The sequence below is a fragment of the Pelagerythrobacter sp. Soil_C_18 genome, assembly GCF_057657235.1.
On sequence record NZ_JBDGIU010000003.1, the window covers coordinates 1 to 11,919 of the forward strand.

7 protein-coding genes and 1 pseudogene are annotated in these 11,919 nt (G+C 59.1%); 5 read left to right on the forward strand and 3 right to left on the reverse strand.

Annotated features, from left to right (window positions below; translation table 11 throughout):
• Window positions 1-564: 564 nt before the first annotated feature.
• Window positions 565-981, forward strand: a complete 417-nt coding sequence (locus AC3A5N_RS08165; RefSeq protein ID WP_487736826.1) for a hypothetical protein — start codon at window positions 565-567, stop codon at window positions 979-981.
• 96 nt (window positions 982-1,077) lie between these two features.
• On the opposite strand, the gene AC3A5N_RS08170 is transcribed toward AC3A5N_RS08165, so the two are convergent.
• Window positions 1,078-1,968, reverse strand: coding sequence for an IS1595 family transposase (locus tag AC3A5N_RS08170; RefSeq protein ID WP_487736827.1), 891 nt, complete (start codon window positions 1,966-1,968; stop codon window positions 1,078-1,080).
• Window positions 1,969-1,997: 29 nt separating this feature from the next.
• Here AC3A5N_RS08170 and AC3A5N_RS08175 point away from each other — a divergent pair, with 29 nt between their 5' ends.
• Window positions 1,998-2,558, forward strand: a complete 561-nt coding sequence (locus AC3A5N_RS08175) for a hypothetical protein (protein ID WP_487736828.1) — start codon at window positions 1,998-2,000, stop codon at window positions 2,556-2,558.
• A gap of 1 nt (window position 2,559) precedes the next feature.
• Window positions 2,560-3,027 carry a type II CBASS E2 protein gene (locus AC3A5N_RS08180; protein ID WP_487736829.1) on the forward strand — a complete coding sequence of 156 codons (468 nt, stop codon included), beginning with the start codon at window positions 2,560-2,562 and terminating at the stop codon, window positions 3,025-3,027.
• 393 nt (window positions 3,028-3,420) lie between these two features.
• Here AC3A5N_RS08180 and AC3A5N_RS08185 read toward each other — a convergent pair.
• A pseudogene (locus tag AC3A5N_RS08185) lies at window positions 3,421-4,410 on the reverse strand (IS110 family RNA-guided transposase).
• A 457-nt stretch (window positions 4,411-4,867) separates the two neighbouring features.
• Window positions 4,868-7,432, reverse strand: coding sequence for a TonB-dependent receptor domain-containing protein (locus AC3A5N_RS08190; RefSeq protein WP_487736830.1), 2,565 nt, complete (start codon window positions 7,430-7,432; stop codon window positions 4,868-4,870).
• A gap of 374 nt (window positions 7,433-7,806) precedes the next feature.
• Between AC3A5N_RS08190 and AC3A5N_RS08195 the strand changes: the two genes are divergently transcribed.
• On the forward strand, window positions 7,807-8,706 hold the full coding sequence (locus AC3A5N_RS08195) for a LysR family transcriptional regulator (protein ID WP_487736831.1): 900 nt from the start codon (window positions 7,807-7,809) through the stop codon (window positions 8,704-8,706).
• A 128-nt stretch (window positions 8,707-8,834) separates the two neighbouring features.
• Window positions 8,835-11,909 (forward strand): TonB-dependent receptor domain-containing protein, encoded by a 3,075-nt coding sequence (locus AC3A5N_RS08200; protein WP_487736832.1) that lies wholly within the window; start codon window positions 8,835-8,837, stop codon window positions 11,907-11,909.
• Window positions 11,910-11,919 lie beyond the last annotated feature (10 nt).

The following is an 11,919-nucleotide window of genomic DNA, read 5'->3' on the forward strand; positions in this document are numbered from 1 at the left end:
CGTTTAGCGAAAACAATTACCGATGGTGTATCCACGCAGGCATCCGTTGAGCCCTTTCCTATCCACAGCGGAAATAAAGGGGTTCTGCGACGGACGGTGCAACTCCTTACGGGTGTATCCCGTTGCCATACGTTCGAACTCGACTCCTCCGATGGAGTCATGTCATGATGCTCGGATGGACGGGCCAAAGCCAGAAAGCGCACTTTACCGCGGTTGGCGCGAGACCATGCGGTTCTTTGGCGGGGGCGCTAACCTCTTTACCAGCGTCATACTTGTCCCCGTCGTGGGTTTTGCATTGCACTATCTGGTGGCGGGGCCAGATGCGATGAACGCCGAGATACAGACCTGGTTGGTTTACGGCTTCGCAGCAGTCGGGGTGGTGTTCCTCACCGTGCTTTTTTGGCAAATGCTTGCATCTCCTTACCGCCAGCGAGACGAAGAGCGGTCGCTCGTTGAAGCGCTAAATCTAAGGGTCGCACAACTGGCTTCCCCGTATCGGCTGGAGTGCAGAATCAATTCCATGGCATATGGGGGGGCGGTAGTGCCCCCCCTCCTGGCGCGGCTGTGTTATTCTTCGTTGAAATATCCAACGTAGGTGAACGGCAGACGATTTGTAGAAATTGGTCTGTAACAGCGCAATACCCCGACGATCATGAGGAGTATGGCCGGATAATGGCTATGCATGGTGACGTAACCATGTGCCCTGAAGGGGGTAATGAGATCAAGGTAGCCGCGGATCGGTGGATCGTTAAGGAGACGGAATCTCCCATTCCGGCAGGTGACGCTGCATATGGCGTACTGTTGTGCGTGTTTGAAAACCAGCCCTGTGATGCGCTGCCAACTTGGACAAGAAGCGTTAAGTTCCAAATCCGACTAGAAGATATTGCGGGAAATCATTACACTGGTGAGATGATGGTGGCATCCAAGAACGACGGCGTTCTCTATCATCCATCCATTGATTATTCGCTCAAGGATTTCTGATGCTCAGCCTTCGCGAAGCCATCGAGCAAAACAAGCTCAACCAGTTCATCGCCGAGCACAAAGGCGAGGTTGGCGATCCCGCCGAGTTCGAGCAGATTATCCGTTCAATGGCCGGAAAGTCGAAAGAAGCTCCGGAAGCATCGTCTCCGGACGATTGCGACGATTGAAGCGATACTCGAATTCTTTGACGTAGCGGTTCAGGTGCTTGGGGCTAACGCTGGTGTGAGTTCCGTTGATCGAGCACTTCAGATGCCGCCAGAAATTCTCGATCGCGTTCACTGAAGCGCCGTCCTTGCCTACATACTCGCCCGCGTTGTGGTTCACGCGAGCATGGGCGTAACCTTCGTTCCTAAGCACGTAGTAGCTGTGCAGGTAATCGGTATGGACCGTGCTGCCCTCTCGCACATTCGCTTTGATTGGCGGCAGGAGGGTTGCCCGCTTCACGTCGGGCACTACCATCGTCATGACCTCGCCGCCACGCTCCAACATGCCGAGCACGACCGTCTTGTTTTCCAGATGGCGACCCTTGCCCTTGCCGAGGCGCTTGCCGCCCACGAGCGTCTCGTCGATCTCAACATGCTTGCCTTTGCCGCCGAGCTTACGCTCGCCGTCTACAGTTGGCATGTGCTCGCGAATGAGCGCGGCCATGCGCCATGCTGTCTTGTAGGTAACGCCAAGTTGGCGCTGCAATTCCTTGGCGCTGACACCGTGGCGCGTCGTGGTGAACAGGTGGATGGCATAGAACCACAGTTGCAGCGAGGTGCGCGTCTTTTCGAACGGAGTGCCCACGGTCGGGTGCAGGTGGTGGCCGCAAAACTGGCAGGAATAGGCGCGCTCAGCCTTGATCCGGAACCACTTGGTCTCGCGCTCGCACTTAGGGCACGCAAAGCCTTGGCCGAACCGCACTTCAAAGAGGTGTTGGAGGCAGCTTTCGTCGTCCGGAAACTGGCGGAAGAACTGGGCGGTGGTGAGGGGCTTCGTGCTCATACCCCATTGTATAGCTCATAGCATTACGTATGGCAAGGGGATACACCCCACTCCTTAAGAGACATCGAGATCTGCACTTTCTGCGCGTTACGGACGACATCGCCCCCATCTCGATCATCATCACGACGCTGGCCGCAAGGTCGTATGAGTTCTGTGTGGATCACTTCACCTTCGAATCAGAGCTAGATGTCCTCGTGGCGACGATCCGCTTGATGCCGCACTTCATCGACAAGCCAATAGTATCGGGCCAGCGCATCTACGTTGTTGAGAACGAGACGACCAAAGGCGAGAATTTTGCCGATCGGTGGAACTCCGAACCCCAGCGCGCCGCTGCTTTCTACGAATGGCATGCGAAGGCGCTGAGTGACTTCGAAGGACTGGCCGGGTTGGAAGGCATGGATCAGCTTACTAAGAGCCTGAATGATAGTCTGGGGCCGTCTCTGGTGCGGGAGGTTATCGACAAACGGACCGAAGCGATCTCCGCAGCACGCGCCGACAAAAAGCTGTTCGTCGCGCCTGTGGTTGGGCTGACTACCTCTGCTATGCCTAGCGCGACGCCGGTCAAGCCCAACACCTTCTTTGGTGACTAGATTGTTCGCTTCACGCCAGTCTCGCCTAACAGCAGCGGCGCAGTTTCTGTTCCTGCGCAAGAACCCCATTTGTAGTGGCAGCGGCAGACTTCACGCCGGTGCACTCACTTGGGAATACAAGGTCAGACCGAGCCTGATTGGTCGAGAGTATTCTGTCCGCATCGAATACCGGCAGGGTACCACTCCGCGTGTCTTTGTTATCGAGCCTGATCTTTCAGAACTGGCAGGCGACAGAGAACTCCCGCACGTTTATCGCGACCCATTGCGCCTTTGTCTCATGCTGCCGAAGGCCTTCGAATGGGATTCTTCGATGCGGATAGATCAAACGTTCGTGCCCTGGGCAGCTACATGGCTCTACTATTTCGAAGAGTGGCTGGCCTCAGGCGAGTGGAAAGGCGGGGGAACGCACCCTGATCCGTCCGACACCGAACAGATGAACCGACGCGACCGTCGGGCGCGCGGGCGCTAGCTGCCCGCCAAATCAAACTGCGAGTTTCGCACCTGCCATCCAAACCGCTGGATATTTGAGTGGCCCACCCAAAACCTGCCTCTCCCCCGCCGACCCAGATTTGATCACAAACCAAGTGATTGACGTACGGCATCTGTGGACGCCCCTTCGGATGCAAGCAGTAATTTTAGGTATTTTGGCACGTAGTCGGAATGCTGTCATCTGTCCGGCCTTGATGAGCAGCGCCATAGCTGCGGGCCAGTATGGGAGTTCGCGGACCGGATCCATTTCAGCTTTACGCGCTTGGCTAGCGCTCTGCCGTTCCCTGGTTCTTCCGGCCCCGTCTCGCCGACCGTTGTGCCATACCCTCCTTCGATCGCCTACGTCCCCGACGCCTCTGGCTGCCGCCCCGGCTTACGCCGCGACCGCCTCCGGAGCTCTGTAATCTTCTTTCTTGGTCAGCAGCGCCCAGACCATGCGCGCCATTTTGTTAGCGAGCGCGACTGAGACAAGCATGCGTGGCTTGCGTGCGAGCATTCGCTCCAACCACGATCCGGCCGGCGCGCCAAAGCGACATGCCTGACGCACCATTGAACTGCCCCCGATGATGAGCAGCCGCCTGATGGTCCGCTCGCCCATCTTCGATATGCTGCCAAGCCTCTGTTTTCCGCCGGTCGAGTGCTGACGTGGCGCAAGGCCGAGCCAGGCGGCGAAGTCGCGACTCTTGCGGAACGTCTCGACAGGCGGGGCGAGCGCGATGATGGCCGTGGCGGCAATGGGTCCGAGCCAGGGATGGTCATCAGCCGCCGGGCATCTTCATCCTCCTTCGCGCGCCGCGCGATCTCACGGTCAAGCACGGAGATCCGCTTGTCCAACTCGGCCAGAAGGTCGACCCATCTCCTCATCCTCGAGAAGGTCAGCCAGCATCGTCATGTGCGCAGTCCCGCGCGGCGCCACCCAGCCATATTCCGCCAAGTGGCCTCGGATCGCATTGACGAGTTGAGTGCGCTGACGCACCACCAGATCGCGCGTGCGGAACACGAGCCCTGCGGCTTGCTGCTCCTCGCTCTTCACTGCAACAAAGCGCATGCCGGGGCGCTGCGCCGCCTCGCAGATCGCCTCGGCATCGATTGCATCGTTCTTGTTCCGCTTCGCGAACGGCTTCACGTAGGCCGGCGGGATCAGTCGCACTTCGTGCCCCATCGATTGCAGCTCGCGTGCCCAGTGATGGGCACCGCCGCAAGCTTCGAGCGCCACGATGCACGCCGGCTGACCGGCGAAGAAGTCGAGCAACTTCCTTCTCGTCAGTTTGCGACTGAAGATCATCGCACCGCGCTCGTCAGCGCCGTGCGCATGAAAAACGTTCTTGGCGATATCCAGACCGATTGTGGTAACTTCCGACACGGACGCCTCCTTCAGTGGTGTTTCAACACCTCCACTTTGGCACATAGATGCCGTCGGGGGGCGTCCACCCCATCAGCTTTCAACATGTGCGTTTTAGATGAGGAACGCCCACTTTGTTGGCGATCCTGGCAAACTTTGTTGTTTGGCTTGTCCGGCCGTTTTGCGCCTCAAGGCGGTCATTTCCGGGACTGCGGACACTTCCTGAACGTCACACTTGGGCCGAGCTGGTAAGCCGCCCCGAATGGGCGACAAGGGCTTGTGTGGGCAGTACGATGTGCCCTCCTGATCCACAAAGGAAGAGCCGATGCCGATCCTTGGGAGAGGCCAGGTATCGGCATCGGCCCAGTGGCCCTCTCGGGGAGAGGGAGATGCGGCTGGGCTATTTCGCTCTTAAAAGAGGGCCGATGCTGCTGCTCGGAGGAGCGGGCGACAGTCGGCTGAAGTTCTGAGGAAGCGATTAGAACCCCTTGGTCACGCTGAAGCCGATGATGCGCGGATCGAGGGTGAAGACGTTGCTCGTCAGCCCCGTGTCGTCGCTGTTGGTGAAGAAGTCGGTGATCGGCGCGTCGTTGAACACGTTCTTCACGTAGAGCTGGAAGGCGAGCTGGGACTCAGGGCGCTCCAGCGTCACCGCGAGGTTCAGGTTGTCCCATGCCTTCAGCCGGTCGTATTCGGTGTTGTAGATCCGCGCGTAGCTCTTCGCCTGGCGGTAGTAATCGCCGCGGAAGGTCAGCTCCCAATCGTCGTCTTCCAGGAAGAAGGTGTACTGCGCGCCGAGGTTCATCGTCCAGCGCGGGGCGTTGGGCAGCTCATTGCCGGACAAGTCGGCATAGAAGCCGCGCCCGCCGTTGGGGGCGCCGCTGCCGCCATCGGCGATATCCAAACCGACCGTGCCCGGATTGTATGGCGCGAAGGGATCGTACGTGAAGCCGTATCTTTCGTAGAACCGGTTAAGGCGAACATCCACGGCCGGATTATACGTGCCTATTCGAGTAGCCCCAGGGCACAGTGCTGCCAAAGCGATAGTATTTTCCGGTCCCGCCAGAACTTGCTCAACGAATTCGCGCGGCGCGATACAGTTCGACGGGACCTGAAGCCACGGGCGAAGAAGAACCCAATCCGGATCGCCCTGTGTCCGGTTCATCACGTCGATCGACTGCGCGCCGTCTCCCAACCGCGTCCTAAGATAGCCCAGATTCGCGTGCAGACTAAATGCACGGGATGGACGCCACGCCGCCTCGAACTCGAGCCCCCAGATCGTCGCATCAAAATTCTCGTTATAGGCGATGCGATCTACGATCTGGGATATCTGGTAGTCTGTGTAGTCGTAGAAGAAGGCACTGGCGTTCAGCGTCAGTCGACCACCGTCAAAGGCGTTCTTCGTCCCGATCTCGAATGCATTGATAAATTCCGGCCGGAACGTCTGAGGCAGAAACTGATACTGCACAATCTCAGGATTGAAATCCACTCGAGGCGGATTGGTCCCGCCCCCTTTGTAGCCCCTGGACGCGGACACATAGACGAGGGTTTCGTCCGTAAAATCGAGTGCCGGATGCCAATCCAGTACCGCACGCCCTGTGAACTCACCCCATTTCTGCTCAATGTCTGCAAGCGCCGGATAGCCGCTGTTTACTCGTCCGCCCGTGATGTCGCCGACGAACTCCGGCCCGAACGGATTTTCCGTACCGCCCGCCAGCAGCAATTGACTTGGGATCTGATCCGATACCTTCCTATCGCGTGTATATCGCGCTCCAAGCGTCAGCTTCAAATCATCAGCAATGTCCCAATAGATTTCACCGAATATCCCAAGACTTTTAATTCGGATTCCGTTCTGGCTGAGAAAGTAATTATGCCCTTGATTATCTAGATTTTCGATTGAGTTACGATCAACGTAGGGGCACTCCCGCCCCTCAAATCCCAGATCGCATGGTGGCTGGGTAGGACGACGCGGAACTCCGCTGGCGCTGTAGAACCAGTCCGCGATCAGAGTGAACATGTTGTTGAAAACGTAATAATCGTCCTGTGACTTGAAATCTAAATAATTCGCTCCGAGATTGAAGTTAAGCGGTCCATCGAAGTCGGATTGGAGACGGAATTCCTGCGACCACTGGCGGTTGCGCGAACGGCTGAGATCAGCGGACACCATCCGATCAGAGCATCCGAGCTGCGGATCACAGAAAATGCCTCCCGGCGTAGGACCAGGAAACTCGGTGGTGTCTATGGGTCTGCCAAAAATGTTGACGAGGGCTTGTGTGGAATCGTTGAAAACAGGGTTCGTGACGAAGCGATTGTAATCTTGCGTCGAGTAGAAGCGATCTCGCGAGTAAGCTGTTTGCGAGATCAGTTGCAATCCATCGGCCGGTTCAAACTCGAGGTTGAGCTGAACCACATCATTCTTCGCCCGAAACACCGGGTCGTAACTGGTTGAGATTTCCCGCAGGTTGCGGGATTGGGTCACTCCGGCGAAGGGATCGCCACCCTTTACGGCGTACACAAGAGGGCCAACACCTCGGGGGGCGCTGGGGTCGGATTGGAAGCCGAGACTAATGGTAGAGGGGACCTCAAGATAAACCAGGCTGAGCCCGTTCGGCACTCCGTACGCCGAGTCATCGTAAAGGGAGCCGGGCAAGCAACCTTGACTGAGCTTGCCGCGCACCGCCTCAGGCACCGGAGTATCGCCAACCATTTCAGGTCCCGGATCGGTGCGACAAAGCTGTTTGCCCGTACGCGAGCGGTTGTCGTCCTCTTCGAAGTGCTGCCAGATTATGTTGGCGCGGAAGCGGTCGCTCGGCTCCCATTGCAAGGTGGCGCGAGTGGACCAAAGATCACGGCCGTTCACATCCTCCTGCGTAAACGTGTTGTAGTCGAACCCTTTGCGTTTGGTCAGTTGACCGGCGATGCGAACGCCGAGCGTGTCACCCAGCGGCACATTGAGCATGCCTCGCAGTCGCCGGGTGGCGTAGCTGCCAACTTCGCCCTGGATCGATCCTTCGAGCTCATCGGTTGGCAGCGCGGGGATCATGTTGACCACACCTGCGGTGGCATTGCGGCCATAAAGAGTACCCTGCGGTCCGCGAAGCACCTCCCCAGCGGTAGCTATCCGACTTTCGCTCCGTCATTGAACAGTTTGCCCGATGCTCTGCAACTGTCCTTCGCTTACAACAGGAAGAACGGGCGCCTGAGCATCGCGGACAACGCACATGAAGTTGCCGCCTAGTTGCGCGCTGCCCAACGAATCATTTTCCCATCCGACGTCTCCCTGGTGCTGGCGTCGCGCTGCTCTAAGTCGACCCGACCTATGGGACGATCGGATTACCGCGGCCACGGTTTCGCAATGCCGTCAGCCGACGGGGCCGGAACGGTTGCGTGCTGTCAGAGGGCCGGTAAAGAAAGCCGATGCGCCTCAGACACATCGAAATTTTCTATGCCGTTTATCGCACGGGTTCAGTCACCGGCGCCGCTCAGGAGCTGAATGTCTCCCAGCCATCCGTTAGCAAGGTGCTGCGCCATGCAGAGGATCAACTCGGCTATCAGCTCTTCCGGCGCAGCAAAGGTCGTCTCGAGCCCACCGACGCGGGGCACGAGCTGTTTGGCGAAGTGGACGAGGTCTATCGGATGATCCGTTCGCTGAGGCGGACGGCGCAGAACATTGGTTCGCGCCGAGGCGGACACATCAAACTGGGGCTGCTGCCTTCGCTGGGATTTGGCGTGATCCCGGAGGCGATCGCGCGTCTCCTGGCCGACCATCCCGACGTCAGCTTCGAACTCGACACGCTTCACACACGCGACATCGCCTCGTCGCTATACGAGCGTGAATGCGACGTCGCGATCGGATACGGAACGGCCGCCAAGTCGCGGCTAGCCGTTCGGCAAATCGGCGAGATCGAACTCTTGGTTGCGGCACGAAAGGACCAGTTCGTTCCCGCCGATGGAGTCGTCGATATCGAGGACCTGTCAGGACGGGACTTTATCGGGCTTCGGGACAGCGGGCCCTCCGGCGCGGTGCTTGTCGACGAGATAGACCGGCTCGGTATCGTACCGCGCGAGATCGTCACTGCGCGGACGTATTACGTCGCCCTCGCGCTGGCGGAGCGCGGTGTAGGATTGACGGTGGTCGACGAGTTCACCGCACGCGACCTGTGTAGCGAGGATATCGGCCTTTATCCGTTTCGGACGCCAATCTTTTCATCGGTTTCCGCATACTTTCTTCAGGAGAACGCCGAAGCGCCGCTGCTGTCGGACTTTCTCGACACGGTAGAAGACATCCTGGGCACGAGACCCGGGCAGAGCGTATAACCCCAGGCTATATCGATGCGAAGGGTTTGTCGCGCTGGCTTCCTTGCCTTCTCGATCGCCGCAGTGCCACAAAAGTGAAACAGGTCACACGGCCGCTAGACATCCATTCTTCCAGGGGAGGGAAGCTGATGACACGCTCGAAGCGCATTCTCATGCGCGCATTCTTCATGGCGACCACAGCCGGTTTCGCGGCACCAGCGTTTGCCCAGCCCGATCCCGTCGCGGTTCCGGAGCCGCAGGAAGCGGAGGGGAACGCCGAGATCGTGGTCGTCGGAACCCAGATCAAGGGATCGAAGATCACGGACACGCTTCCGGTCACGGTGCTCGACGCCGACGGTATCGATGCCATAGCCGCATCCTCCGGCGACGAGCTGTTTCGTGCCATCCCGCAGGCTGGCGACGTTGGTTTCAACGAACAGCGCACCACCGGTGGAATCAATGACGCACGCGGGGATGTCGCCTCGATCAACCTGCGTTCGCTGGGCACCGGTAACACTCTGGTGTTGCTGAATGGCCGCCGCATGGTGCTCCACCCCGGCTATCAGACGGAGAACCTCGTTCCCGTCACCTCGGTCAATGCCAATGCTATCCCGGTTGCCGGGGTTCGCCGGCTCGAAGTGCTGCGTGACGGCGCGGCTGCGATCTACGGCACCGATGCCGTGGGCGGCGTGGTCAATACCGTGCTGCGCGACAATTTCGACGGCGTGACCGCAGAAATCCAGTACGGCGGGTCCGAAGGCACGTCGCTCCGGGAATTCAGCGGCAATGCTGCCCTGGGACATACCTTCAACCAAGGCCGCACGAATGTCTCCCTATTCGTCGATTATCTCGATCGACAGGGCATGCCAGCGAGCGACCGGCGGTATGCCCGCAATTACGATACTCGATGGCTGGTCGAAGGAACGCCGTTTGAGGGCGACACCGACTTCGACAATCGCTCGACCAATTCGCCTTTCGGCGAGTTCCAGCTCTACGGCTATAGCGCAACCGTCCATCAGAACGGCACGGCCATCACCTCGCCCAGCGACTATTGGCATATCCAACCCGATACGATTGCGGGTTGTGTCGCAGATCTCGGTAATGGATTGTGCGCAGACAACAGCACGCAGAATTCGGTCGACGACGAGGATCGGATGTACCGCTACAATCTGGCGCATGACCGCTGGATCGTCGGCGATACGGAGCGGTTCAACTCGTTTCTGTTCGCCAATCACGAGTTCGACAGCGGGCTGGAAGTCTTTGCCGAAGCCGGCCTCTATCTGTCGGATTACACGACCCACCGCGAGGCCGATGCGCCGCTGACGGCCGTCGACATCATTGTGCCGGCCAACAACTACTGGAACCCGTTTGGCCCCACTCACTTCTCCGACGGCAGCGCGAACCCCAATCGCCTGCCCGGACTCGACATCCCCGATGAGGGCGTGGCGATGATCCTCAACGACTACCGGTTCGTCGATGCAGGGCCCGAGATAATCGAAGTCAAGAACACCAGCTATCGCCTGCTCGCCGGGCTTCGCGGTGAAGTCGAGGGGTGGAACTGGGAATCGGCCGTCCTCTGGTCCGAAGCAAAGACAGAGGACAAGTCGAACCGGATCAGCAACACGCTGTTGCAGCAGTCGCTCGCGCTCGAAACGCCGATGGCCTACAATGTCTTCAACGGCGGCAATCTGGAGGACTTCTCCAACGGCGACGCCACGCGCAATGAGCAGGCGATCATCGACGCGATTACGGTCGACGCTTATCGCACGAACAAGACACAGCTCGGTATGTGGGACCTGCGCATTTCGCGCCCGGATCTGTTCTCGCTGCCCGCAGGAGGTGTCGGCGTCGCCTTCGGCGGTGAGTTTCGCTACGAATCCTTCAAGGATGACCGCGACGATCGTCTCGACGGCACCATCACATTTACCAATCCGATCTCCGGCGATGTTTCCACGAGCGACCTGCTGGGTTCCAGCGCTACGCCCGACTCCTCGGGCGATCGCGATGTGGCTTCTGCATACTTGGAATTCGCCATTCCGGTCGTCAGCCCGTCGATGGATATCCCGCTTGTTCAGGCGTTCGAGGTGCAGGCCGCAGCGCGGTTCGAAAGCTATTCGGACGTCGGCGAGATTTTGAAACCCAAGGTCGCAGCCGCGTGGACGGTATTCCCGTGGCTCAAGTTTCGCGGATCGTATTCCGAAGGCTTTCGTGCGCCAAATCTGGTTCAGATCAACGAAAGCGGCTTAGAGCGCAGTAACGGGCGGCTCGACTATGTGCGCTGTGAGGCGGATCTCCGCGCCGATCGGATCAGCAGCCTGGACGACTGCGGCCGTTCGCAGGCGGTGGTGAGCGAACGGCAGGGCAGCGACACGCTGGGGCCTGAGACCAACAACTCGTACAGCCTCGGCGTTGTGCTCCAGCCAAGGATCGCGAACGACCGCTTCGGTCGGATCACTGCTACCGTCGACTACTGGCGCATCAATCAGGATGATGTCGTCGGCATCTTCGGCGATGACAACCAGATTGCCTACGACTATCTGCTGCGCACCCGCGGCTCGTACAATCCTGCGGTGATCCGCGAAGCGCCCACGCAGGAAGACATCGACAACTTCGCGGGCACCGGGCTGGAGCCGGTGGGCGAGATCGTCCGCGTGCTCGACAACTACCTCAATCTGCTGCCGCGCCGCATTGAGGGCGTCGATTTCACGATGCTCTACGAGATCGACGATACAGCGGCCGGTGACTTTTCCCTTAGCCTCAACGCTGCGCATCTCCTTCGCTTTGACCAGGAGCCATCGCCCGAAGCGCAGGAGATCATCGACGCGCAGGCCGCGGGTGAAATCTTCCAGGGTTTCGTGGTGGATGGAGCGGAAGGCCTGCTGCGTCAGAACGGTAACCCGCGCTGGCGGCTGTCCGGATCACTCACCTGGCGTCTGGGCAATTTCGGGGCCGGCGTGTTCAGCCGCTACGTCAGTTCGGTCAAGGACACCGGGGCGACGCTAGACGATGGCACACAGTGGGTGGTTGGTGACTGGGCCTATGCCAACGTCTACCTGCAGTACACCTTTGATAAGGGTGCGCTCGACAACACACGCTTCCGCCTGGGCGTGCGCAACATCACGAACGAGGAGCCGCCGATCGCCGACAGCAGCTTCGGCTACTTGGGATCACTACACTCCAGCCGTGGCCGCTACTGGTATGCGTCCGTTCGGAAGCGGTTCTGAGCGGCCAAGC